Source organism: Leifsonia sp. 10N434 (assembly GCF_056394405.1).
Genome location: NZ_JBFTHV010000002.1, coordinates 719200 through 742900, shown reverse-complemented (window position 1 = coordinate 742900; position 23701 = coordinate 719200). Strand labels below are relative to the sequence as shown.

24 protein-coding genes and 1 tRNA gene are annotated in these 23701 nt (G+C 68.8%); 6 read left to right on the top strand and 19 right to left on the bottom strand.

All coding sequences use genetic code 11. The features are described from left to right. Positions 1–3: 3 nt before the first annotated feature. Complete coding sequence (locus tag AC1DB1_RS09245; protein WP_477200530.1) at positions 4–1026, bottom strand: adenosine deaminase; 1023 nt, start codon at positions 1024–1026, stop codon at positions 4–6. Positions 1027–1110: 84 nt separating this feature from the next. On the opposite strand from AC1DB1_RS09245, the gene AC1DB1_RS09240 reads away from it, so the two are divergent. After that, positions 1111–1581, top strand: a complete 471-nt coding sequence (locus tag AC1DB1_RS09240) for a DUF2809 domain-containing protein (RefSeq protein ID WP_477200529.1) — start codon at positions 1111–1113, stop codon at positions 1579–1581. Here AC1DB1_RS09240 and AC1DB1_RS09235 read toward each other — a convergent pair. The 3 genes from AC1DB1_RS09235 to AC1DB1_RS09225 are packed head-to-tail and all read right to left on the bottom strand — an operon-like array spanning position 1484 to position 4586. Next, positions 1484–2464 carry an NAD(P)H-quinone oxidoreductase gene (locus AC1DB1_RS09235; RefSeq protein WP_477200528.1) on the bottom strand — a complete coding sequence of 327 codons (981 nt, stop codon included), beginning with the start codon at positions 2462–2464 and terminating at the stop codon, positions 1484–1486. The genes AC1DB1_RS09240 and AC1DB1_RS09235 overlap by 98 nt on opposite strands. After that, on the bottom strand, positions 2464–3708 hold the full coding sequence (locus AC1DB1_RS09230) for an ABC transporter permease (RefSeq protein WP_271178244.1): 1245 nt from the start codon (positions 3706–3708) through the stop codon (positions 2464–2466). Before AC1DB1_RS09230 ends, AC1DB1_RS09235 begins: the two co-directional genes overlap by 1 nt. Positions 3709–3710: 2 nt before the next feature. Next, positions 3711–4586 (bottom strand): ABC transporter ATP-binding protein, encoded by an 876-nt coding sequence (locus AC1DB1_RS09225; protein ID WP_477200560.1) that lies wholly within the window; start codon positions 4584–4586, stop codon positions 3711–3713. 153 nt (positions 4587–4739) lie between these two features. Here AC1DB1_RS09225 and AC1DB1_RS09220 point away from each other — a divergent pair, with 153 nt between their 5' ends. Beyond that, complete coding sequence (locus AC1DB1_RS09220; protein ID WP_477200527.1) at positions 4740–5123, top strand: ArsR/SmtB family transcription factor; 384 nt, start codon at positions 4740–4742, stop codon at positions 5121–5123. Further along, on the top strand, positions 5120–5593 hold the full coding sequence (locus tag AC1DB1_RS09215) for an SRPBCC family protein (protein WP_271178246.1): 474 nt from the start codon (positions 5120–5122) through the stop codon (positions 5591–5593). Before AC1DB1_RS09220 ends, AC1DB1_RS09215 begins: the two co-directional genes overlap by 4 nt. Positions 5594–5648: 55 nt before the next feature. Here AC1DB1_RS09215 and AC1DB1_RS09210 read toward each other — a convergent pair whose 3' ends face one another. Continuing rightward, positions 5649–6458: an inositol monophosphatase family protein gene (locus AC1DB1_RS09210; protein ID WP_477200526.1), complete on the bottom strand. Its 810-nt coding sequence runs from the start codon at positions 6456–6458 to the stop codon at positions 5649–5651. A gap of 164 nt (positions 6459–6622) precedes the next feature. On the opposite strand from AC1DB1_RS09210, the gene AC1DB1_RS09205 reads away from it, so the two are divergent. Both AC1DB1_RS09205 and AC1DB1_RS09200 read left to right on the top strand, forming a co-directional pair. Further along, positions 6623–6698 (top strand) — tRNA-Lys (locus tag AC1DB1_RS09205). Between the two features lie 165 nt (positions 6699–6863). Next, a complete protein-coding gene (locus AC1DB1_RS09200) occupies positions 6864–8057 on the top strand; it encodes an SGNH/GDSL hydrolase family protein (RefSeq protein WP_477200525.1) in 1194 nt (397 codons plus the stop codon). Positions 8058–8084: 27 nt separating this feature from the next. On the opposite strand, the gene AC1DB1_RS09195 is transcribed toward AC1DB1_RS09200, so the two are convergent. From AC1DB1_RS09195 to AC1DB1_RS09150, 10 genes are all read right to left on the bottom strand, one after another. Further along, positions 8085–8924, bottom strand: a complete 840-nt coding sequence (locus tag AC1DB1_RS09195) for an NAD(P)-dependent oxidoreductase (protein WP_477200524.1) — start codon at positions 8922–8924, stop codon at positions 8085–8087. Between the two features lie 39 nt (positions 8925–8963). After that, positions 8964–10226 carry an RNA polymerase sigma factor gene (locus AC1DB1_RS09190; RefSeq protein WP_477200523.1) on the bottom strand — a complete coding sequence of 421 codons (1263 nt, stop codon included), beginning with the start codon at positions 10224–10226 and terminating at the stop codon, positions 8964–8966. Then, positions 10223–10564: a YciI family protein gene (locus AC1DB1_RS09185; RefSeq protein WP_271178251.1), complete on the bottom strand. Its 342-nt coding sequence runs from the start codon at positions 10562–10564 to the stop codon at positions 10223–10225. The genes AC1DB1_RS09190 and AC1DB1_RS09185 overlap by 4 nt, the downstream gene beginning before the upstream one ends. Positions 10565–10630: 66 nt before the next feature. Further along, entirely contained in the window at positions 10631–11698 is a 1068-nt protein-coding gene (locus AC1DB1_RS09180) for a glycoside hydrolase family 130 protein (protein WP_477200522.1), read from the bottom strand. Continuing rightward, the gene (locus tag AC1DB1_RS09175; RefSeq protein WP_477200521.1) at positions 11695–12729 is read right to left on the bottom strand and encodes a glycoside hydrolase family 130 protein; all 1035 of its coding nucleotides are present in this window, start codon (positions 12727–12729) and stop codon (positions 11695–11697) included. The genes AC1DB1_RS09180 and AC1DB1_RS09175 overlap by 4 nt, the downstream gene beginning before the upstream one ends. A 5-nt stretch (positions 12730–12734) precedes the next feature. Next, positions 12735–13658, bottom strand: coding sequence for a carbohydrate ABC transporter permease (locus tag AC1DB1_RS09170; protein WP_373877157.1), 924 nt, complete (start codon positions 13656–13658; stop codon positions 12735–12737). Continuing rightward, positions 13655–14644 carry a carbohydrate ABC transporter permease gene (locus AC1DB1_RS09165; RefSeq protein WP_477200520.1) on the bottom strand — a complete coding sequence of 330 codons (990 nt, stop codon included), beginning with the start codon at positions 14642–14644 and terminating at the stop codon, positions 13655–13657. Before AC1DB1_RS09165 ends, AC1DB1_RS09170 begins: the two co-directional genes overlap by 4 nt. A 2-nt stretch (positions 14645–14646) precedes the next feature. Next, positions 14647–15939: an ABC transporter substrate-binding protein gene (locus AC1DB1_RS09160; protein WP_477200519.1), complete on the bottom strand. Its 1293-nt coding sequence runs from the start codon at positions 15937–15939 to the stop codon at positions 14647–14649. A 24-nt stretch (positions 15940–15963) separates the two neighbouring features. Further along, positions 15964–16992, bottom strand: coding sequence for a LacI family DNA-binding transcriptional regulator (locus AC1DB1_RS09155; protein ID WP_477200518.1), 1029 nt, complete (start codon positions 16990–16992; stop codon positions 15964–15966). Continuing rightward, positions 16989–19076, bottom strand: coding sequence for a hypothetical protein (locus AC1DB1_RS09150; RefSeq protein ID WP_477200517.1), 2088 nt, complete (start codon positions 19074–19076; stop codon positions 16989–16991). Before AC1DB1_RS09150 ends, AC1DB1_RS09155 begins: the two co-directional genes overlap by 4 nt. Before the next feature lie 120 nt (positions 19077–19196). Here AC1DB1_RS09150 and AC1DB1_RS09145 point away from each other — a divergent pair, with 120 nt between their 5' ends. Continuing rightward, entirely contained in the window at positions 19197–20318 is a 1122-nt protein-coding gene (locus AC1DB1_RS09145) for a baeRF8 domain-containing protein (RefSeq protein WP_271178258.1), read from the top strand. A gap of 6 nt (positions 20319–20324) precedes the next feature. On the opposite strand, the gene AC1DB1_RS09140 is transcribed toward AC1DB1_RS09145, so the two are convergent. Genes AC1DB1_RS09140 through AC1DB1_RS09125 form a run of 4 tightly spaced genes read right to left on the bottom strand, consistent with a single transcriptional unit; the run spans position 20325 to position 23672 of the window. Next, a complete protein-coding gene (locus AC1DB1_RS09140) occupies positions 20325–20825 on the bottom strand; it encodes a DUF2017 family protein (protein WP_477200516.1) in 501 nt (166 codons plus the stop codon). Next, a complete protein-coding gene (gene clpS / locus AC1DB1_RS09135) occupies positions 20822–21112 on the bottom strand; it encodes an ATP-dependent Clp protease adapter ClpS (RefSeq protein ID WP_271178260.1) in 291 nt (96 codons plus the stop codon). Before clpS ends, AC1DB1_RS09140 begins: the two co-directional genes overlap by 4 nt. Next, positions 21109–21888: an alpha/beta hydrolase gene (locus AC1DB1_RS09130; protein ID WP_271178261.1), complete on the bottom strand. Its 780-nt coding sequence runs from the start codon at positions 21886–21888 to the stop codon at positions 21109–21111. The genes clpS and AC1DB1_RS09130 overlap by 4 nt, the downstream gene beginning before the upstream one ends. After that, entirely contained in the window at positions 21885–23672 is a 1788-nt protein-coding gene (locus tag AC1DB1_RS09125) for a glycoside hydrolase family 15 protein (protein ID WP_477200515.1), read from the bottom strand. The genes AC1DB1_RS09130 and AC1DB1_RS09125 overlap by 4 nt, the downstream gene beginning before the upstream one ends. Positions 23673–23701 lie beyond the last annotated feature (29 nt).

Below are 23701 nucleotides of genomic sequence, written 5' to 3'. Positions count from 1 at the left end.
CGGTCAGCCCTCCCAGGCGTCGACCTCGGCCAGCAGCTCGCGCTTGCGCTCGTCCGGAGCGAACGACGCCTCGAACGACGTGCGGGCGAAGCGTCGTGCCTCGTCCGAGGTCACGCCCAGCGCATCGCGCACCGCGACGAAATTGTCGCCGACGTAGCCGCCGAAGTACGCCGGGTCGTCGGAGTTCACCGTGACGCGCACGCCGGCGGCATCGAGCCGGCGCAACGGATGCTCGCTCAGGGTGTCGATCGTGCGCAGCCGCACGTTCGAGAGCGGGCACATGGTCAGCGCGATGCCCTCCGACGCCAGCCGGGCCACCAGCTCCGGGTCCTCGATGGCCCGGATGCCGTGGTCGATGCGCTCGGCGCCGAGCAGGTCGAGAGCCTGCCGGATGTATTCGGGCGGCCCCTCCTCACCCGCGTGCGCCACGACGTGGAGACCTTCGGCCCTGGCACGGGCGTAGACACCTTCGAAGAGCGACGGCGGATAGCCGACCTCGGCCGAGTCGAGGCCGACGCCGATGATGCGATCGGTGCGCCCGAGCGCCGCGCTGAGCGTGCGGTCGGCGTCGTCGACGGGCTGGTCGCGGAGGAAGCTGAGGATGAGACCGCTGGAGATGCCGAGGTCGCGCTCCGCCTCGTCGAGGGCGGCTCCGATCCCGTCGATCACCGTCTCGATCCGGACGCCGCGGGCGGTGTGCGCCTGCGGATCGAAGAACAGCTCGACGTGCCGGAGGCCCTGCGACGTCGCCTTCGCGAGATACCGCCGGGTCAGCTCGGCGAAGTCGGACTCGGTGCGCAGCACATCCATCGTGGCGTAGTAGAGGTCGAGGAACGACTGGAGGTCGCTGAAGTCGTAGCGGCGTTCGAGCTCGTCGACCGAGGCGTACGGGAGGGGGATCTCGTTGGGGGCCGCCAGCTCGAACGCGAGATCCGGCTCGAGGGTGCCCTCGATGTGCAGGTGCAGCTCGGCCTTCGGGAGGGCGAACAGGGCGTCGTCGGAGGGCGCGCGGAGCGAATCGGTCATGCGTCGATCCTCCCACCGCGCGGCGTCGGTGAATCCATCGGCAGGCGGATGCGTGCGCGCTCGCGCCTGCGTAGCGTCGATGGCATGTCCCGACGATCCGCGCGCCGCATCCGCCTCGCTGTCGCCGCGGCGGTCATCCTGCTCGGCGGCCTGGCCGTGCACGCCTTCGCGATCGGAGCTGTCGGCGCTTTCGTGGCGGACGCCCTCTACGCGAGCTTCGTGGCGGTGCTGATCGCGATCGTGCTGCCCGCTGTGCGCATCGGGATCGCTCCGGCGATCGCCCTCGCCGCCTGCGCGGCGATCGAACTGTGGCAGCTCACACCGGTGCCTGCCGAACTCTCGCGCACCGTTCCCGGTGCTGCACTCGTCGTCGGGTCGACCTTCTCCTGGATCGATCTGGTCGCCTATGCGGTCGGTGCTGCGGCCGCCGTTCCGATCGAGGTGTGGTCGCGCAGGGCTAGCGCAGCTGCAGCAGGATCTTCCCGAGGTGGCGCGACGACTCCATCCGCAGATGCGCCTGCGTCGCGTCCTCGAGAGGGAAGACCGAGTCGATGACAGGCCGGATGCGTCCCGCCGCAAGGTGCGGCCAGACGTTCTCCCGCACGGAGGTGATGATGGCAACACGCTCGGCGAGCGGCCGCGCACGCAGCGTCGTGCCCCAGATCTTCGCCCGCTTGTGCATCAGGCGGTTCACGTCGATCGTGCTCGGCTGGGCGCTGCGATTGGCGATCGACATCACCCGGCCGCCCGTCGCCAGCGCCTCCAGGTCTCTGGCGATGTAATCGCCGCCGACGATGTCGAGCACCACGTCCACGCCGGTGCCATCGGTCTCCTGGCGCACGACTTCCACGAAGTCCTGCTCGCGGTAGTCGATGGCGACCTCAGCGCCGAGCTCGCGGCAGAATGCCACCTTCTCCGGGTTTCCCGCGGTCGCGAAGACCCGTGCGCCGAAGGCGACGCCGAGCTGGATCGCCATCGAGCCGATGCCGCTGGAGCCGCCGTGCGCGAGCAGGCTGTCGCCGCGGAGCAGCCCGGCACTCAGGAAGACGTTCGACCAGACGGTGGCCACCACCTCGGGGAGCCCGGCCGCCTCGACCAGGTCGACGCCCGGCGGCACCGGCAGCACCAGTCCCGCGTCGACGGTGACGAACTCGGCGTAGCCGCCACCCGGCAGCAGCGCGCAGACGAGGTCGCCGGCCGACCATTCGGTGACGGACGATCCGGTGTCGACGATCTCTCCCGAGACCTCGAGGCCGGGCCACTCCGGCGCGCCAGGAGGCGACGGGTAGTATCCGCGGCGCTGCGAGATGTCAGCGCCGTTGAGGCCGGCCGCGGCGACGCGGATGAGCACGTCGCGGTCTCCCGGCACCGGTTCGGCGACCTCCGTCATGGTCAGAACGTGCGCGTCGCCGGGCGTCGGCACCGTGATCGCGCGCATCAGCGGCCCGCCTGCGGTTCCACGGTCGCGCGGCGCGACAGCACGTCTCGGATCTTCACCTTGTTCGTGTACTCGATCGATCCGTAACGGAACAGCCGGACGGCGATACGCAGCACGATCGCCGACAGGATGAACAGCTCGAGGATGATGATGATCGCCTGCCAGAGCGGCAGCGTGCCGAAGGCGTTCAGGATCAGCGCCGTGACCGGTGCCGTGTACGGGAAGTAGGCGAGCACCTGCACGATCGGCGAGTCGGGCGAGCTCACCGCGAATCCGGATGCGTACAGCGGGATGACGATCGAGAAGATCACGACCGAGAAGACGGGAGCGGCGTCTTTGGCCGTCGGCATCACAGCGCCGACCGCCACCAGCGTGCCGGTGAACAGAGCGAAACCGCCGATCAGGATGAGTACGCCGACGATCATCTTCTCGGGCTCGAACACGAGCCCGGAGAGCGCGAGCTCGGGGATCGACAGCTGTGAGCGGAAGAACACGTATCCGATCAGCACGGGCAGGGAGAAGACGATCATCTGGATGATGCCGATCATGAAGAGCGAGATCACCTTGCCCACGAGCAGGCTCGTCGGATTGATCGTGGTCAGGATCATCTCGGTGACCCGGTTCTCCTTCTCCTCGAGGGTCGAGTTCAGCATCTGGTTGCCGAGGAACACGATGACGATGAAGAAGACGAGCACGAAGAAGAGCGCAGGGATGATCGCCTCGAAGCCGGGCGCGACCGCGCCGTCTTTGAACGTGACGGTCGTCGTCTGCACCTGATCGCGCAGCACGGCGACGTACACCTTCGAATCGACCCGCTCCTGCACGCTCGCCGACAGCACGGCCTGGGCGACCGACGAGTACTTGCCGTTGGCGAAGAGCCCGGCGTCGGCGCCGTAGACCTTCACCGTCTGCGTCGCAGGATCGGCCGGGTACGCGAAGAACGCCTCCGAGTCGCCGTTCTTCACCGCAGCCACACCGGCCGCCTCATCCGTGATCTGCTTGCCGCCCGCCTTGGTGGCCAGGGCGGGATCGACGAGGCCGGAGGCATCCGTGTAGACGAAGGTCACGCGTGCGTTCTTCTGGGCGTCGGCCGTGTTGGCGGTCGAGACGTTGGAGGCGACGATCAGAGTGATCAGCCCGATCATGACGATCGGGATGAAGAGCGTGATCGCCCAGAAGCGGCGCTTGCTGACCGTGCGGAGGAACTCGAACGAGATCACGGTTCCGAGGTTGTGCTGTGCCATGGTCAGTCCAGATCCCTGTTCTCGGCTCCGTAGACCTCGACGAAGATGTCGTCGAGGGATTTGCGGGTGGGGGCGAAGCGGGTGATGTCCAGGCCCGCGTCGACGAGCGTGCGCAGGATGGCCGCTGTGTCGGCGTCATTGGCGACCTCGAGCTGTGCGTGCCCGCCGGAATCCGAAAGGATCGCGTACTGGGGCGACGGCGGGATGGCACCGTCGTGATCGACGTGCACGATCGTGCCGCCGAACTGCTCCTGCACCTCGGCGACGGTGCCGTATGCACGGGCGCCACCGTCTTTGAGCAGGATGACGCGATCGCAGAGGCGCTCGACCTCCTCCATCTGGTGGGTCACCATCATCACGGTCGAGCCGGCCTTCTTCTGCTCGTCGATGATGTCCATGAGCAGACGGCGGTTCACCGGGTCGAAGCCCTTGGTGGGCTCGTCGAGGATGAGCAGTTCCGGCTCGTTCATGATCGTGACGCCGAGCTGCACCTTCTGCTGCTGACCGCCCGAGAGCTTGTCGAGGCGCACCTTCTCCTTGTCCCCGATCCCGACGCGCTCGAGATAGCCACGGGACCAACGCCTCGCCTGCTCGGCGCCGAGGCCCTTGAGCTTGCCGAAGTAGACCATGACGTCGATCACGGACTCCTTCTTGTAGAGACCTCGCTCCTCGGGCAGGTAGCCGAGGCGTCCGCCGGCCTCCGGGGTGAACGGGCGCCCGTCGATGTGGAGGGTGCCAGCCGTCGGCTGATAGATGCCGAGGAGGGCCCGGATGGTCGTCGTCTTTCCGGAACCGTTGCTACCCAGGAACCCGAAGGTCTCACCGGCGTCGATGTCGAAGGAGAGGTCGCGGATGACCGTGGTGCGCCCGAAGTCCATGCGGAAGTTGGCGATGTGCACGAGGGGCGACGCGGAATTGGTGCTCACCGTCCCCAACCTATCGATCGGAGGGTTGCGGATGGAACTGTTGACACGCGTCTCGGCTCGGATTAGTGTATTCAACGTAACAGTTGATAAAGGAATTGATTGAATATGAGTGACGGCGTGGAGACGGAGGCACGGCTCGACCGCGCGTTCCAGGCGCTGGCCGATCCGGTGCGCAGGGCGATGGTCGCCCGGCTGAGCCGGGGGCCGGCGACGGTGAACGAGCTGGCCGAACCGTTCGCGATCACCACGCAGGCGGTCTCGCGGCACATCCACGTGCTGGAGGAGGCGCGGCTCGTCACCCGCACCAAGGAGGCGCAGCGACGTCCGGTTCATCTGAACGCCGGCGCGCTCGAAGAGCTCACCGCCTGGATCGACCATTACCGCCTCATCCATGAACAGCAATTCCGTTCGCTGGACACCGTCCTCGCCGAGCTCGACGCGGAGCAGGGGGCGCCCGGCAATCGATCGCACAAGGAGAACAGATCATGAGCAATGCACTCACTGTCACCGCCCCCGAGGGGCTGCCGTTCGTCGACTTCGTGCGCGAATTCGACGCTCCCGTCGAGAAGGTGTTCCGCGCCCACAAGGACCCGGAGCTCTTCGCGCGCTGGCTCGGGCCGCGCGGCTACGACATGGACCTGGAGGAGTACGACTTCAGCACGGGAGGCGGCTACCGCTACATCCACCGCGACCCGTCCGGCGAGGAGTACGCCTTCCGCGGTGTCTTCCACGTCGTGCGCGACAACGAGTTCGCCATCCAGACCTTCGAGTTCGAGGGGTACCCGGATGTGGTGAGCATCGAGTCCATCACGTTCGAGCCGCTCGAGGGCGGCCGCAGCCGCCTCGTCGGACACGCGGTGTATCCGACGCTCGAGGCGCGGGACGGCATGGTCTCGTCCGGCATGGAGAAGGGAATGACCGACGGCTACCAGCAGCTCGACGAGGTGCTGGCCGCCTGACGCCGCCCTCGACCGTCGGCTTCTGCTGCGCGCCCTCAGCTTGTGCTGCGCACCCTCAGGCGAGGGCGCGCAGCAGAGCCTCGTGCAGGAGGCCGTTGCTGGCCAGCGACGATCCGTTGCCGGGGCCGGCATCGCCGTTCACTGAGGTGAAGCGTCCGCCCGCCTCCTCGACGATCGGGATGAGTGCGGCGAGGTCGTAGGTCTTCACGTCGAACTCGCCGACAGCATCGATCAGGCCCTCGGCGAGCATCATGTACGACCACATGTCTCCGTACGCCCGGTCGCGCCAGACCGCCCGGGTGAGGGCGATCAGCCGGTCGAGGTAGCCGGCGTCGTCCCACTGCGCGATGGACTGGAAACTGATCGACGCGTGCTCGAGGTCCGCGACCGCGGAGACGCGCATGCGGCGGGGGTCGCCGTCGTTCTCGGCCACCCACGCGCCGGACCCCGTCGCCGCCCACCATCGCTTGCCGAGCGCGGGGGAGCTGACGACACCCACGACAGGCACACCGTCGACAGCGAGAGCGATCAGCGTCCCCCAGACCGGGACGCCGCGCAGGTAGTTGGCGGTGCCGTCGATGGGGTCGATGATCCACTGGCGGGTCGCGTCACCCTCGACGCCGTACTCCTCGCCGAGGATCCCGTCATCCGGTCGATCGGTGGCGAGGACGCCCCGGATGGCGCGCTCCACGGCGAGATCGGCCTCCGTCACGTACGTGCGATCGGGCTTGGTGTCGATGTGCAGATCGAGCGCGCGGAACGTGTCGGCGGAGATCGCGTCCGCGGTGTCGGCCAGGCGCAGCGCGAGCGCGAGGTCGTCGGCGAACGGGGCGCCGGTGGCGATGGTGGCGGAGTCGGAAGTCACGGCTCCGAGCCTACCCAGCCGTCGTGAACGGGGGGTGCCCTCCGGGTGCAGAGCGTGTGTCCCGACGCGTCGCGACGGGCCCGGATGCTGAAGGATGCTCGATTGGCGAAGCGCGCGAATCTGATGCTAATGTTGAGCCTCGGTTCGGGTCACCGAAACGAAACGCACCTCTAGCTCAATCGGCAGAGCAACTGACTCTTAATCAGTGGGTTCTGGGTTCAAGTCCCAGGGGGTGCACCACCGAAGCCCGGCCGGATCATCGATCCGGCCGGGCTTTTCGTTGCGCTGCCGGCGGCAGTTTCCGTCTAAATGTACGGTGTGGTCCCGTTCAACCCTGCTTATTGCACAAATCGAAGACGTCCTGCGGTGCGCCCTTACGTCGCGACCGGCACGGACGAGAGTTGAATGGAGCCTGGAGGTGCGATGGTGGTGAGCGCGATGTGGTCGCGGGCGATCCTGTCGCACCGCAGCAGGCTCATGCACGACGTCCCGCGCCCGCCGTCGGACGGCGTCGTGCATGCCGGGGGGCCCGGCGGTGAACGGGTGCTGCTGATCGGCGGCGGGCCGGCCGTCGGATGGGGTGTTCTGACGCACGAGGTCGCCCTCGCGGGCCATCTGGCCCGGCGCGTTGCGCGGGACCTCGACTCCGGGGTCGACGTCGTCGTGCACGCCGACCCCCGGATGCTGGCGCGGGACCTTCCCGACGCGCTCGAGCACCTCGACGACCTGTCCTCCTTCAGTGCGGCAGTGATCACGGTCGGCGTCAACGATGCGCTGACGGCGACAGCCACCTCGGCGTGGACGACGAGCCTCCGCCGCGCGCTGGGTGTCTTGGAGGCCTCCGGAATCGATCCGGCTCGCGTCGTGCTGCTGGGAATCCAGACGGTATCGACGATACCGACGTACGCAGGTCGGGTGGGGGCGAGAGCGGACCGCCACCGGAACCGCCTCAACGCCGCGTCGTCGCGGTTGCTCTCGAGAGCGGGCTGCGCCCGGCTGGCCATGCTGAGCGATCCACAGCCGGGTACGGATCGCTATCGCGATTCGACCGTATACGCGCAGTGGGCGGGCGACCTCGCTCCGGCCGTGGTCGCAGCGCTGCGCGACCATCGGCAGGCCATCGCGCCATCGGGCGACGACGGTCGCGCCCGGATCCAAGACCTGCTGACGCACGCCCAGGTGTCGGGGGATACCTCCATCGAGGCGGTGCTCGTCGACGTCCGGGCGCATTTCCGCGCGTCCTGGGCGGGACTGGTCGTGGTGGACGAGCGCGGAGAGCGCACCGTCGTCTCGTCGGGCGCCAGGCCCCTCCCGGATCCCGGCGTGCTCGCGCGCAACGCGTCGCAGATGGCGGGCCCCATCGTCGTGTACGACGCCCGGCGCGACGAGCGCACCCGCGCCGATCCGATCGTCTACAACGGCGGCCCGCAGTTCTTCGCCGCGATGCCGGTCGAAGCGCTGGAGCACGAGCGGATCGGCGCCCTCTGCGTGGCCGACCCCGATGTCAGGACCGTGATCGACGTCGACGTCACGGTGCTGCGCGACGCGGCGCGCCGCATCCAGGCGTACCTGCGCTCGGCGGCCTCACGCGACCGTTGACAGCCGCCGCCACCGCCGCCGGAACCGTCAGTCGTCGGCGATGACCGAGAAGTCCTCCTCGCCGTGGCCGGATGCGATCGCGCGGTCGAGGGCGTCGGCGACCAGGGCGACCGCCGGAAGCGGCTTGACGCTGGTCGCGAGCATCAGGCGGGTGTCCTTCGCCAGCAGCGCCGCCGAGAACTGCGTGTCGTCGAAGGACCGCCCCACGACGGTCGGACCCTTCATCGCGGCGACGGGGGCGAGCGCGGTGATCCCCAGCGTCTCCAGCACCTCGTTCGGGCCCAGGCCGCCGGCTTCGCCGAGGCGGAGCGCCTCGATCAGCCCTTCGATCGAGACCGCCAGGGCGAGGTTCGCCACGAGCTTGCCGGCGGCGGCCTTGGCGGGGGAGTCGAGCATCCGGAGCTTGTTGGGATCGGCCCAGAGCGAGACGATCGTGCGGGCGTCACGTGCGGCGTCGTGCTCCCCGCCCACCAACACGCCGAGGGCGGCGGCACGGGCCGGCGCGAGCGAGCCGATCACGGGTGAGTGCACGTAGCGGATGCCCTGCTCACCGGCCCAGGCGGCGAACTCCTCTGCGTCGGCGGGGGCGACAGTCGTCACGTCGATCCAGAGCGCTCCGTCGGCGAACGGCAGGCCCGCTCCCGTGATGACTTCCCTCACGGTGTCCGGTCCGAAGAGCGCGGAGACGACGGTCCGCGCCCCATCGACCGCCTCGGCGGCCGTCGAGGCGACCGTTGCGCCGCGACGGCCGATCACCGCGGCGGGTTCAGGCGAGCGATTCCACACGGTCACCGAGTGGCCGGCGTCGATGAGGTGGGGGACGAGCTCGCGACCCATGCGGCCGAGTCCGAGAAAGGCGATGTTCATGCCTCCACTCTGCGCCGATCGGCGCCGGGAGGGAAGACGTCAGCGTTCGACCGGTGTCAGCGAGGCGCGTGCCCGGGCGAGCATCCGGCGCTCGGCGGCGTTGTCGGTGCGTGCGATGGCCTCGTCGTACTCGGCGGCGGCCTCGGTCCTGCGACCAAGGCGGCGCAGCAGATCGGCACGGATGCCGTGCAGCAGATAGAACGTCTCGAGGCTTCCGGTCGTCCCGGTCAGGGCATCGACGACCGCCAGGCCGGCCGCCGCGCCCTGCGCCTCGCCGACGGCGACCGCACGGTTGAGTGCGACCACCGGGGTGGGCTGCACGGCCTGCAGCTGGTCGTACAGCGCCACGATCTGCGCCCAGTCGGTCTCCGATGCCCGGGGCGCCGAGCTGTGCACCGCCTGGATTGCCGCCTGCAGCTGGTACGGCCCGGGACGGTCCCGTCGCAGGCACCACCGCACCAACGCCAGTCCCTCGTCGATCAGAGCCCGATCCCACAGTGCCCGATCCTGATCGGGCAGCAGCACGGGGTCGCCGTCGGCACCCACCCGTGCGCCACGTCGGGCGTCGATCAGCAGGAGTAGCGCGAGCAGACCGGCCGCCTCCTCTTCGTCGGGCATCAGCTCGAGCAGCAGACGCGCGAGCCGGATGGCCTCTGCGCAGAGCTCGTCGCGCACGAGGCGCTCGCCGCCGGTCGCCGTGTAGCCCTCGCTAAAGATGAGGTAGACGACCGCGAGCACCGAGCGCAGGCGGTCGGGGAGGTCGGCCTCACCGGGGACGCGGTACGGGATGCGCGCATCCCGGATCTTGGACTTGGCACGCGACAGGCGCTGCCCCATCGTCGCCTCTGGCACCAGGAACGCGTGCGCGATCTCGGTCGTGGTCAGGCCGCCGAGCATCCGGAGGGTGAGCGCGACGCGCGATGCCGGCGCCAGTGCAGGGTGGCAGCAGGTGAAGATCAGGCGCAGCCGGTCGTCGTCCACGGGTGACTCCGGGTCTGCGGCTGCCGCAGCGGGCTCCGACTGCGCGTGCAGGAGCGCGGCCTCGGCGATGCGGTCGCGCCCCGTCGCCTCGCGCCGCACGCGGTCGATCGCGCGGCGGCGCGCCGTGGTGATGATCCAGCCGGCCGGGCTCGGCGGCAGGCCGTCGACCGGCCAGCGCTGCGCAGCGGCAGTGAAGGCGTCCTGCACCGCATCCTCGGCGACGTCGAGATCGCCGAAGATGCGGCACAGCACGGCGACCGACCGGCCGTACTCGGAGCGGAAGACACGAGCGATCTCCGCCGGTCCGACGCGCCCGCTCACCCGGCGAAGGGCCGCACCTCGATGGGGAGGGTGCTCGCGATCGCGACGCGACGGCCCCACTCGAGCGCAGCATCCAGGTCGGGCGCCTCGACGATCGTGAAGCCGCCGAGATGCTCCTTGCCCTCGGCGAACGGGCCGTCCGTCATCAGCACGTCGTCGCCATCCGGTCGAAGAACCGTCGCCGACGATGGCGGCAGCAGCCCGTTCGAGAAGACCCACGCGCCGGCGGCACGCATCGCATTGTTGACGTCCTCCAGGTCGCGGCCGATCGCCGCCAGCACGTCGGGCTCGGGAACCGGGCCGTCAGGCTGATACACGCTGAGCAGGTACTGCGTCATGATGTTCTCCGTTTCTCTCGTCTTCTACACGAACGGGAGCCGGTCTTTTCGACATCATGGCCCAGATCACTCGTTCGCGTGCAGCCGGGCGACCCCGATCTTCGAGTCGGCCATGCCGTAGAAGACGAACAGCCGGCCGTCGACCTCCTCGATCGCGGTGGGGAAGACGACGTTCGGAACGATCCCGCTGCGCTCGTCCTCGGTCTCTGCGGCCAGCAGCGGTGCGCTGGTGCGGTCGAGCACCCGCCACGGCTCGTCGCCGTCGAGGATCATCGCTCCCGCGCCGTAGTTGACGCTCTGCTGCTGGGCCATCGAGTTCGTGATCACGCCGGTGACGCCGTGGTGCAGCAGCAGCCAGCCCTCCTCGACACGGATGGGAGCAGGACCCGCCCCGATCTTGAGCTCCTCGAACGGATACTCGGGACCGGCGAGGAAGCGGTTCTGGCGCCAGCGCGCGAGCTCCCGATCGTCGGAGAGCACGGCATCGAGTGGCACGAAGGCGATCCAGATGCTCGGGCGCGACTCGGGCACAGTGGCGGGGGGACGGTTGCCCTCGCCCGGCCGCACCTCGCCGAGCTCCCACACCGGCCGGTGCAGCACGGCGAGGCTGAGCGTGCCGTCGGGCGCGGTCACCGGCTCGGGGAAGAACACCGTGTCTTTGTTGTGATAGAGCCCGAGGTCGACGCCGAGCTCGTCGTCGTACTCGAAGGTGACCGGCCCCAGGCGACGCCATTCGCGCAGGTCCCGCGACGTGGCGACGGCGGTCCGGGGGCCGAGGGGGCCGAAGGCGACGTACGTCATCACGTGGAGCCCGATAGCCGGGATGAACGTGACGCGCGGGTCTTCGACTCCCGAATTCGACGCGCCGATCTCCCACTCCCGCTCGGGTTCGAGCACGATCGCCTCGCGCTCGACCGACACCGGCACTCCGTCGTCGACGACGACGCGCGCCAGCCCGACCCGTGACACGTTGCCGTCGGCCACGAGACGCGGCAGCAGGTACAGCTCACCGTCGGGACCGCGGCCGCTGGCCGGGTTGAGCACCCCTTCCACCTCGAGCGGGTTGCCGGGCTCGGGGACCATCACGACTCCGGCCCTGGTCAGTGCGTAGGGGAAGTTCTCTGGAGTGCTCATGCCGTTGGTGCTTTCGGTGTCGGTTCTGTCGATCGGTAGAAGTACATCTCGCGCACGCCGCGCGGTGCATCCCAGCCCTGGGCGAAGGCCCAATCGCCGTCGATGCGCTGCAACCCGCCCCAGGAGAGCGAGCCGCCCCGGTGCACGGCGAGCTGCCGGTACGGGTCGGAGGTGGAGTAGAGGGCCTGGGCCGCGGCGAATTCGCCGTCGGCGTCGCCGTAGAAGAAGTCGAGCACGAGGTCGTCGCCGACGACTGCAGCGCAGGCGACTTCGTGCAGCGAGCCGCCGAGATCGAGGAGATCCAGGTAGGGCTGCTCCTCGAAGCGCCACGAGAGCAGGTCGTCCGAGTGCCCGACCATGGGCCGGCCTCCGCAGCCCTCCGACAGGAACATCAGGTACTCGCCGCCGATGCGCACGGCATTGCCGGCCTGGTCTCGCGGGATCACCGCGCCTTTCGCCCAGTACTGCGACACCTCGTACGGCACGACGAGACCGCTCTTCTCCCAGTGCTCGAGATCGTCGGAGACGGCGGCCATGATGTCGCAGGCGACCTCGCCGGTCTCGGGCAGGCGCCAGATGGCGTTGTAGAAGAGCACGTACCTCCCGTCGATCCGGTAGATCTTGGGGTCTTCGCAGCCGAGGACTTCGTTGGCTTCCGTGGGGTAGATCACCGGGTTGGCGGGGGAGTCGTGCCAGACGCCGTCGCGCTGCACGGCATGCCCGATGCGGCTGGAAGTCGACTCCTTGCGCGGCGAGGCGCGGTAGAACAAGTGAAGCTCCCCGTCGCGCTCGATCACCGTCGGGTTGAAGATCGAGTCGCTGGTCCAGCCGATGCCGGTCGGGTCGTCCCACTGCCCGTCAAGACGGAAGGTGAGCGACTCGTCCCTGGCGAAGGGGCCGATCGCCCAATCCGGCCGATCGGGGTAGTGGGCAGAGAACTGGTCGGTCGAGATCCGGTCGGTGAGCGCGTTGGTGTGCTGCAGCGCTTCGCGGTAACTTGCGCGCAGATCGTCCGTGCTGACGGCTGACATTGTCCTCATCCCTTGACGCCCGACCCGATGTCGGTCGATGTGAAGTACCGCTGGAAGGCGATGAACAGCACCACCACGGGCGCTGCCAGTACGACCGCGCCGGCGAGGATCGCGCCGTACGGGTTCGTCGACGACGCCGCGACCGTGCTGATGTAGTTCGCCAGGGAGACGGCGAGCGGCTGCATGCTCGCCTCCTTCGTGATCAGGAACGGCCAGAGGAACTCGTTCCACGGACCGATGAAGGTCAGCAGCAGCACCGTGACCAGGGCGGGTCGCACGAGCGGGAGCGCGATGCGCCGGAGCACCGCGAACTCACCGGCGCCATCGATGCGCGCGGCATCGAAGAGCTCCTTCGGGATCTGCAGGAAGTACTGCCGGAAGATGAGCACCGCCGTCGAATTGATCGCGAACGGCAGGATCATCCCGAGGTAGTTGTCGGCGAGTCCGTAGTTGCGCGCGATCAAAACGTAGAGCGGCACCATCAGCAGCTGGAACGGCACGACCTGCACCAGGAGCGCCAGCGCGAAGGTCGTACCGCGCCCGCGCCACTGCAGGATCGACAACGCGTAACCCGCGAGCATGCCGAACACCACGGTGCACAGGATCACGCCTCCCGTGAAGATGCCCGAGCTGATCAGGCCGGTGCCGAGGTTGATGCGCTCGTTGATGTTGATGTAGTTGTTCACCGTGATGTTCGCCGGATTCGGGAACGCACCGGCGACGGTCGTGTCGGGCGCCGCCTGCAGCGAGCCGACCACCATGTAATAGAACGGGAAGAGGAACGCGATCGCACCGATGGTGAGCACGATCCCCTGAAGCACGGCCTGCCCCCGGCTGAGCTGCCGTGGGGAGGACATGTCGACCTTGCGGCGCTTACGCGCGGGACGCCCGGACGAGGCCGGCGCAACGCGTGGGGTGGTGGCGGTCATGAGTTCCTCTCTCCCGCGAACCGATTCTGAAGGAAGGCGATGATCAGCACGAAGATCACGAGCACGATGCCGATGGCGGCCGCGTAGCCCGGATGTCCCTGCTGGATGCCCTGCTGATAGATGAGCAGCACGGGGCTGGTCGAGGCGCCGTTCGGTCCGCCACCGCCGGTCAGCAGGTACGGCTCGGTGAAGAGGTTCGCGCCGACGATCGTGGACAGCAGCAGCACGAGCACCGTCGCCGGGCGGACGCCGGGCACCGTGACGGAGAAGAACTGCCGTACGCGCCCGGCACCGTCGGTCGCGGCGGATTCGTAGAGTTCGGTCGGCACGTTCTGCAGCGCCGCCAGGTACAGCAGGATGTAGAAACCGAGCTGCTTCCAGGTCACGTAGATCGCGATCATGGGCATCGCCCAGTACGGATTCACGAACCAGCTGGGGTTGGGGGCGAGCGGCCCGAGGATGTTGCTGACGAGGCCGTTCTCGTTGAACAGGAACAGCCAGACGCCGATGATCGCCACGCTGGCGGTCACGTAGGGCACGTAGTAGCTGACCCTCAGGAAGGTGCGGAAGCGCTTGATGCTGTTCAGTCCGCTGGCGAGCAGCAACGACAGGATCACCGTGAGCGGCACGTTGATGATCAAGAAGATGCCGACGTTGCCGAACGACTGCCAGACGGCGGGATCGGTGAAGGCGTTGACGTAGTTGTCGAAGCCGACGAACGGGCGGTCGACGTTCGCCCCGGGAGCCGCGAAGAAGTAGTCGAAGAACGACATGTAGATCGCGAACAGCAGGGGGTAGGCGAAGATCACGATCACGAAGATCAGATACGGGGCACTGAACAACCAACCGAGCGGGTTCTTTCCGAAGATCCGGATGCGCAGCGGCTGATCAGTGCGTCGCTTCTTCGCGTCGCGTCCCTTGAGGGGCCCGCCGGCGGCGGAGGAGTCGTGGCCCCCCGCCGCCGGCGTGGTGTTGACGGCGGTCATGGCTACTTCTGCGCCGCCAGCTTGTCGATCTTGTCGGCTGCGGCCTTGAACGCGTCTTCGACGCTGCCGCTCCCGGAGATCACGGACTTCGTGTAGGCGTCCCGCAGGGCCTGCATCTGGGCGATGGTGTTCGGGCCTGAAGGGTCATCGACGGTGCGGGCGGCCTGCGATCCGAACTCCTTGTAGTCCGGGTGCGCGGTGAAGTAGTCGGCGTAGACCGTGGACAGCTGATCGCGGATCGGCATCTGGCCGGTCACGTTGAGGAGCTTGCTGTCCTCGTCCTTGCTCGTCGCGAACTTCAGCACATCCCAGGCAGTGCCCTGGTTCTTGCACGAGGTGTACATGCCGATGTTCTTGGCGTCGGGGAAGGTGTAGGTCTTGTCCGGGGTGGTTCCGTCCTTGGTCGGGACGGGGACCGAACCCCACTTGACCTTGTCGCCGTAGTAGGCGATGGCCCACGGGCCGACGATCGCCATCGCGGACTTGCCGTCGGCGAACGCATCGCCCTGGTACTGCTCATTGCCGGCGAGACCGTCGCTGTAGATGGTCTTCCAGAAGTTGGCGACGTCCATCGCCTCCGGGCTGGTGATGGTCGCCTTGCCGTTCTCGATCATCGACTTTCCGTTGCTCTCGGCGGCGTACAGCGGCAGGAAGTCGAAGTTCACCTGGAAGAATTCGCTCGTCGGCGCCGGGTAGATCGCGTAGGGCGCGGCTCCGCTCGACTTGATCTGCTTCGCGGCCGCGAGGAACTTGTCGTAGGTCGAGAGGTCGGGGTTGTTCGGATCGAGCCCGGCCTTCTCGAAGAGGGTCTTGTTGTAGAAGATCATCACGGGGTTCGACTTCCACGGCATCTGGTAGTAGTCGCCGTCTGCCGACTTGTACTGCTTGGCCGAGTCACCGCTGCGCGTCTCGATGTACGAGTCGCCGTCGGAGAACTTCGAGAGGTCGACGAGGCCGCCGGCCTTCTGGAACTGCCCAGTCGCCGCCGGCAGGTTGTTGAACACCAGGCACGGTGTCGTGCCGGCGGTGATGGCCGCCCCGATCACCTCTTCTGTGCTCTTGCCGGCCGGCACCTCCTGCGCCTTGATCTGCTCCTTCGGGTGCGCGGAGTTCCACGACGCCACCATCGCCTTGCCCCACTGGAGCTCCTGGGCGTTGTTCGAGTACCAGAGGGTGATCGGGCCGTGGGCCTTCATCGCATCGCTCGAGCTGCCACCGCTCGACCCGCACGCGGCGAGCGATCCGGCGAGAGCAGCAGCGGTCACGATGCTGATCAGTATTCTGCGTCTTTGCATGGTTCTTCGGTTCCTTGTCTTGTTTCAGTGCTGGCCGGTGGAGGGCGCCGCTGTGGAGGCACGCACCACCAGTCCGGCCGGGGGGAGGGTGACGTTCGACGTCTCGCCGTCTTCGACGAGGCGCAGCAGGGCGGTGGCCGCAGCGATGCCCCATTCGGTCGGGTCGTTGTCGAGCGTCGTCAGGGAGGGATAGATGTAGGTGCCGATCTGAGATCCATCCAGACCGGTGATCGAGAGGTCGCGCGGCAGGCGCAGACCCCGCTCGTGGGCGACGCCCATGCCGGCGACGGCCATCGGGTCGTTGCCGTAGACGATCGCGGTCGGCCGCCGGGGACCGTCGAGGAGAGCCTTGGTCGCCCCGGCTCCCTGCTCCGGCGAGAAGTCCGTGGCGATGACGTTCGGGACCAGTCCGGCCTCTCGCATCGCATGCTCGTAGCGTTCCCGGCGGCGGCGGCCGTGCAGCATCTGTTCGTCGCCCGATACGTGCGCGATCTCACGATGCCCGAGGGAGATGAGGTGCTCCATAAGTGCGTCGATGCCCTCGTCGTAGTCGCGTGAGATCACCGGGAACACACTGTCGGCGGTCGGCGAGCCGAGCGATACGGCGAGCATCCCGAGGCTCTCGACCAGCCGGATGCGCATGTCGTCGGTCAGGAGGTCGGTGAGCAGGAAACCGTCGACCCGCTTGTCCGTCGAGAGCCGCTCGTAGGCGGCGGCCTCGGCGTCGTGGTCCGCCGCCACACTGAGCACCAGCACCTGGCCCCGCGCCGAGAGCACCGTCTCGACTCCCGCGATGAAGGCCGGGAAGAACGGGTCGACCTCGATCGTCCGCGGGTCGCGGCGCAGGATCAGCCCGAGCGCGTACGCGCGGCGCGTGGTGAGGCCGCGGGCGCCGGGGTTGGGGCTCCAGCCGAGGTCGCGGGCGGCGCCGAGGATGCGGTCCCTGGTCTCCGGCGCCACCCCGCGGCGTTCGTTGAGCGCGAGGGAGACGAGTCCTTTGCTCACGCCCGCCGCCTTGGCGACATCGTTGATCGTGATGCGGGCACTGGTCATCGGGTGCTCACCGTCGTGAATCCACCGGGCTCGACGGAGATCGTCGCGCCCGAACCGGCATGCGTGGTCGCCGCGGCCTGGCGCCCGAAGCGGTCGTATCGCGTGACCGTGGCGGAGCCACCGGCCGGCAGGGTCTGCGTCGCCCGGCGATCGGTCGCGTTGACGTAGACGTCGAGACCACCGGATGCGCCCGCCAGCCCGAGGTGCGAGACGACGGGCTGCACGAGCACGGCGTCGAGGTGCACGGCTCCCTTCACGGTCGCGGTCAGGCCGGTGGTGCCGGCGGGAGCCGAACCGCGCAGGGTCTGAGGCAGCAGGAACACGGGCGACGGAGCGATCCCCTGCGGGGCGCGGGCCGCGTTCGCGTTCGAGCCGAGCGCTGTCGGCCGTCCCGCTCCGGTCGCGGTCCAGGTCGTGCTGCCGGAGAGTCCGGCGCCGAGGTCGGCGATCGGCAGGATGCGGTGAGCTCCCTGACCCGCCGGGAGGGCGACCGTGATGGTGTCGCCGGCGGCGGCGTTCACGTACGCTCCACCCGACCAGTTGGCGGATCCCGTCCAGGCGCTCGGCGGGGTGACGACGGTCGCGGAGCCGGTGAGGGCGCCGCTCTCCGCCTCGACGACGGTGATCCCGTCGGTCGCGGTGGTGCGGGTCAGCGACGTCGCAGCCGCGGCGACGGACGGATGCGCATCCAGGGCCAGCATCGAGAGCTCGGTGTGGATCGTCGACTCGGCGCCGCAGTTGCGGTTCACCGTGCCGTCGGAGGCGATGCCGTCGACGCAGACTCCCGTCGCCGGGTCGTACACGGGGACGCCGGCCGGGTTGGCGCCGAAGTACCAGGCCGCCTGAGCGCCGGCGAGCTGATCGAGTCCGCCTGCCCGGGTCGCGTCGGCCACAGCGAGCAGGCCCTGGATGCGGGAGTCCACGCCGTAAGCGATCTGCGTACGATCGGCCGGCGTCGGGGTCCAGCCGTTGTCGGGGCCACCGGAGGCCAGCAGCTGCGCGGTGAATTGCGCGGTGTCGACCGCTGCGGTCTTTTGGAGGTCGCCGCGGTGGAGGACGACGGCTGCACGCGAGAGCGCTGCCGGCTCCATGCCGCCCCAGGCGTGCCAGAACGTCGGGGAGTTCGCCTCGGGGAGCACAGCGCCGAACGGCCACTGGCCGATGCCGCCGCTGGAGAGCCGGCCGACCCCCGCTGCGTACCGCTGCAGTGCCTGTGATGCCGCGCGGTCGCGCGGATCGGCTGCGACGTACGCGGAGAGTCCGAGCAGCGCCTCCGACGTGGCGCTCGCGCTGCCGACGATGAGCCAGGCGGGGACGCGCACGCCGTTCGCGATCGAGGTCTCGCCGTAGTGCGAGAGGGACTGACGGTCGAGGGCGGCGACGGTCAGCTGCAGGCGCTGCTGCAGGAACGACGCGAAGGCCCGGTCGGAGTGAGCGAACGCTGCATACCCCTCGCCGAGCGCCCACACCGTGCGCGCGAGCCAGAACGACTCGGCCGAGTCACTGGGGTCGGGCTGTTCGACCGGGATGGCGCTCGGGTTCAGCGTTCCATCGGATTGCTGCCAGAGCACCACGTTTCCTGCGTTCGGGCCCGAACTCGTCTGCAGGTAGGTCAGCGAGCGGAGCAGCTGGAACGCGGATTCGCGGCTCGACGCGGTGCCGTTCTGCTTCCAGTCCCGCAGGTAGACGACGGCCGCGCGCGAGATGTCGTCGGCGTCGAAGGCGCCCTGGGCGTACCAGCCCTTCGCCGCGTCCGTGATGGGGCCGCCACCGACGTGGCGGAACGTCCCGTCGGCGTTCCGGTCGGCGTACACCCACGGAGCACGGGCGGTCGGCTGGGCATCCTGCCGGTAGGTGGTGTGACCGGCGACCCCGGCCTTCAGTGGCACATCGGCCAGCAGCCAGTCGAGGTGCGCGAGGTTGGTCAGCTTGGCCGGCGCGGGTTTCGTCGCTGAGATCGCCGCGGCGCTCGTTGCGGCGCTCGCTGTCATCGGCAGTGCTGTGGCGATCAGGGCGGCGCCGGCCATGGCGGCGATGGCCGCGGTGACTCTGCGCACGTAGTGGGGGGTCGAGTGGTTTCGCATCGTTGCGTTCCTTACGTCTAAACCGGTTTAACGGACCGTAGGCGCATGATCGGGACTTGTCAACCGCTGCGCCCCCGACGAGACTGGCGGAACCGGACATCGACGACCGAGGGAGCTGGAATGGAATACAAGGACATCCCGACCAAGGCCGACATCGAGAGGATCGCAGCCTTCCGGGAACCGGGATGCGTCAGCATCTACCTGCCGACCGGCACCGTTCCCGCCGAGGCGGACCGGGCAAGGATCGAACTCAAGAACCACCTCGCGCAGGCGGTCAAACACCTCGAGGACGACGGCATCCCGAAGACGCGCATCGCGGCCATCGCCCACGAGGGCGAGAGCATCCTCGAAGACCGCGACTTCTGGCGGTACCAGTCCCGCTCGCTCGCCGTCTTCCTCAACGGAGAGGTCAGTGAGACCTTCCGGCTCCCCAATCGGCTGGGCTCATCGTGCGATGTCTCCGACCGCTTCTACGTCAAACCGCTGCTGCGGGCCGTCACGTTCCCGCAGACGGCCCTGGTGCTCGCGCTCGCCGGCAACTCCGTCCGGCTGATCCGTGTCTCCCCGGAGGCGCCCGCCACCACGGTCGACGTGCCAGGGATGCCGCGCGACGTAGCGAGTGCGGTCGGACTGTCGTCGGTCAGCGGACGAACGGCCGATGGCCGCATCCAGGGATCCGAGGGCCAGAAGGTGCGGCTGCTCGAATACGTGCAGGCCATCGACCGTGCACTGCGGCCGATGCTCGCCAACTCGACCGAACCGCTCATCCTCGCCGCGGCCGAGCCGTTGATCGGGATCTTCCGCGGGGCGAACAGCTACCAGCACCTCGTCGACCAGGTGATCGCGGGCAACCCCGAGGAGAAGACCGACGAGGAGCTCGCCCAGGCCGCCCGGCTCGTGCTCGACGCCGTGTACGCGAAGAAGATCGCCGCGCTCAAGGAGGATTTCGAAGCGCGCATTGCGGCCGGCACAGCCCTCGTCGACCTGAGCGACATCGCCAGGGCGGCGACCTACGGCGCTGTCGAGGCCTTGATCGTGGACATCGAGCAGCGCGTGCCGGGAACACTGGACGACGAGACGGGCGCCATCACGCTGGACGCGGAGGATTCGCCGGGAAACTACGGTGTCGTCGACGAGATCCTGCGCCGGTCCCTGGCCTCGAAGGCGAAGATCTACGCGTTGCGGGCCGAAGACGTTCCCGGCGGGGGAGTCGCGGCGGCCGCGGTGCGCTTCCCGGTGTGAGCCGCCTCAGCGCGGAGTGAGCGCGTCCACCAGGGATTCCTGCACCCAGGCGAGCCAGTCGTAGGCGGCGCGCATGAGCGCCGATTCGGTATCGTGCACGTCACCTTCGTCCCCGTCCTGCACGATGCCGAGTCGTGCGCCGATCACGAGCCGGATGTCGGTGATCGCCCGCAGCCACGAGGTCGACGCGGCGGTGTCGAGCCGCACCTCGATCCGGCCGGCACCGGCGCTCGCCAGGGTCTCGACGACGACGCGCGCGTTCGTCGCCTTGCGCTCGGCCAGCCCGTCGGCGGTGAAGCGCCGGAACTCCGCCGAGGCGGCGGGGTCGCCGGGGTAGGCGTCGGGGAGCAGCCGGATGAGCGCGGGATCCGCCTGAAGTCCGGCCCCCGCTCGCGCCGCGTCGGCCAGCGCGGCACTCTCAGTGGCGAGCTGCACCAGGAGCTCGACCTCCTCGGGTTCGAGCACCGCCGAAACGCTGCCGTCCCGCTCGCGCCGGAAGGCTTTCATCCGTCCGCCTTCGTCAGCGTCGCCCACAGGCCGTACTCGTGCATCGCCTCGACGTGCCGCTCCATCTCCTCGCGGGTGCCGGTCGCCACGACGGCGCGGCCCTCCAGATGCACGAGCATCATCAGGCGATCGGCCTCCTTGCGCGGAAAACCGAAGTACGTCTGGAACACGTAGGTCACGTACGACATCAGGTTCACCGGATCGTTCCAGACGATGGTCACCCAGGGGGAGCCGAGGGCGAGCTTCTCATCGAGAACGGTGTCCTCACGGGTGCGTGCGTCGGTCATCCCGCCCCCAGGAAATCGCTCACGTCGGCCGTGATCGCCTTCCTCACCGCGGGCGAGTCGATCGTCGCCGTCCCGTCGCCCGGCTGTTTTCCGTAGTCGCCGAAGCTGGCGTGGTTCGCGCCCTCGATCGTGCTGAACGTCGCGTCGGCGGGGAGGAGCGAGCGGGTGTCCGCGATCTTCTGCGGCGTGCTCAGCCCGTCTTCGCTGCCGGAGATGCTGAGCGCGGAGATGCCGGACCTCGAGAGATCGTTCGCGCAGTAGCTGCCGAACAGCACCAGGCCGGTGACCTCGCCCTCGGCGGCGTACTGGCAGGCGCGCACGCCGCCGAGCGAGTGTCCTCCGACGTACCAGTGCGAGACATCCGGGGCGGCGTCGGTGAACGTCGAGAGCGGCCGCTGGTCGAAGAACGCCAGGTTGAGGATGGGCTTGGTCACCACGACGGTCAGCCCGGTCTCGGCGACGGCGCCGGACAGCTTGTAGAGGTAGGCGTACGGATCGACGCGGGCGCCGGGGATGAAGACCAGGCCATCCCCGGAAGGCGTGCCGGTCGGCGCCAGCACCACCGAGTCGCCGTGGTCGGTGATCGACACCGCCGAGTCGTTCCACACGGTGTCGAGGGGCCCGCGTTCCGCGGGCATGGAGGTGTTCGCCCAGACCAGGAAGCCGATCACGACGAGCACGACGACGGCGACCACCCAGGCGACGGTCGTCCTGGTGATCCTGAGCCAGCGCGGAGCAGGTTTCCGGTGCCAGCTGGGCTCGGCGACACCGCTCATGCGGCCGGGCTCCCCGCGACGTCGGCGATCGCGTCGGCGGCGCGCACCAGGGTGAGATGGGTGAGCGCCTGCGGGGTGTTGCCCGCCTGCGAGCGTCCGCTGACGTCGTACTCCTCCGACAGCAGGCCGACGTCGTTCGCCAGCGCGAGCAGCCGGTCCATCAGCGCGCGGGCGTCGTCGACGCGACCGGAGCGCGCGTATTGCTCGACCAGCCAGAACGAGCACGCCAGGAACGGATGCTCGCCGGGAGGAAGCCCGTCGACGCCCTTCTCGGTGCGGTACCGCAGCAGCAGCCCGTCGCGCAGCAGGTCGTGCTCGATCGCGCGCACGGTGCCGAGCATCCGGGGGTCGTCCCAGTCGCAGTAGCCGACCTGGGCGAGCTGCAGGAGCGACGCGTCGACCTCCGTGCTGCCGTAGGACTGCACGTAGGTGCCGCGTTCGGGGTCGTAACCGTTCGCCTCGACGTCGGCCCGCACCTCATCGCGGAGTTTGCGCCAGCGGGCGACGGGGCCCTCCTGGCCGTGCTCCTCGACCGCGCGGACCGCGCAGTCGAACGCGGCCCAGACGAGCACCTGCGAGTGGGTGAAGTACTGCGGGTCTCCGCGGATCTCCCAGATGCCGTGGTCGGGCTCGCGCCAGTGCTGCTCCAGGTATCCCATGAGCGCGCGCTGGAGCGCCCAGGAGAACCGGGTCTCGGTGACGCCGCTCCTGCGGCCGTGGTCGAGCGCGAGCATCACCTCGCCGATGACGTCGGCCTGGAACTGCCGCGAGGCGTCGTTGCCGATGCGCACGGGCGAAGCGCCCTGATACCCGGGGAGGCTCGTCAGGATGTGCTCGCGCAGGTCGCGCTCGCCTGAGAGTCCGTACATGATCTGAACGTCTGCGGGATCGCCCGCCACCGCGCGCAGCAGCCAGTCGCGCCAGTGGTCGACGGAGTCGTCGTAGCCGTGGGCGAGGAGTACGGAGATGGTGAGCGATGCATCCCGGAGCCACACGTAGCGGTAGTCCCAGTTGCGTTCGCCGCCGAAGTTCTCGGGGAGCGAGGTCGTGGCAGCGGCGACGATCCCACCGGTCTGCAGATGCGTCAGCGCACGCAGCAGCAGGAGGGACCGCACGACCTCCTGCCGGTACGGGCCTTCGTGCTCGCAGCCCTCCGCCCATTTCGTCCACCAGGTGCGGGTGCGCTCGAGCGCCGCCCCCACATCGAGCCGCGCCGGCGGCTGCCGATGCGAGCGGTACCAGGTGAGACTGAGGTCGACGGTTTTGCCCGCCTCGACCGCGAACTGCCCGGCGTGGGCGTGGTCTGTGGCCTTGAGGTTCGCTCCGCGCACGACGATCGCATCCGGGCCGGCGACCGCGATGAGCGCTGGCGGATGCTCGGAGTCGTCCTTGCGCACCCAGGGGATCGCCGTCGCGTATCCGAACCGGATGCGCACTTCCTGCTTCATCCGCACGGTGCCCCTGATGCCTCGCACCCGGCGCACGATGTCGGCGCGCCCGTCGCCCATCGGCATCGCGTCGATCACTTCGACCTCGCCCTCGGACGACGTCCATCGCGTCACGAGGATCATGGTGTCGCCCTCGTAGGAGCGGGTGGAGGTCGCCTCGGCGTCGACGGGCGCGAGGAGCCAGCGCCCGTGGTCCTCGGTGCCGAGCAGCGCGCCGAACATGGACTGCGAGTCGTAGCGCGGCAGGCACAGCCAGTCGATGCTGCCGTCCCGTCCGACGAGGGCCCCCGTGAAGCAGTCACTGATCAGGGCGTAATCCTCGATGGGGAGCGACATGCTCTCCAGTATGGCCGGTACTGTGAGAG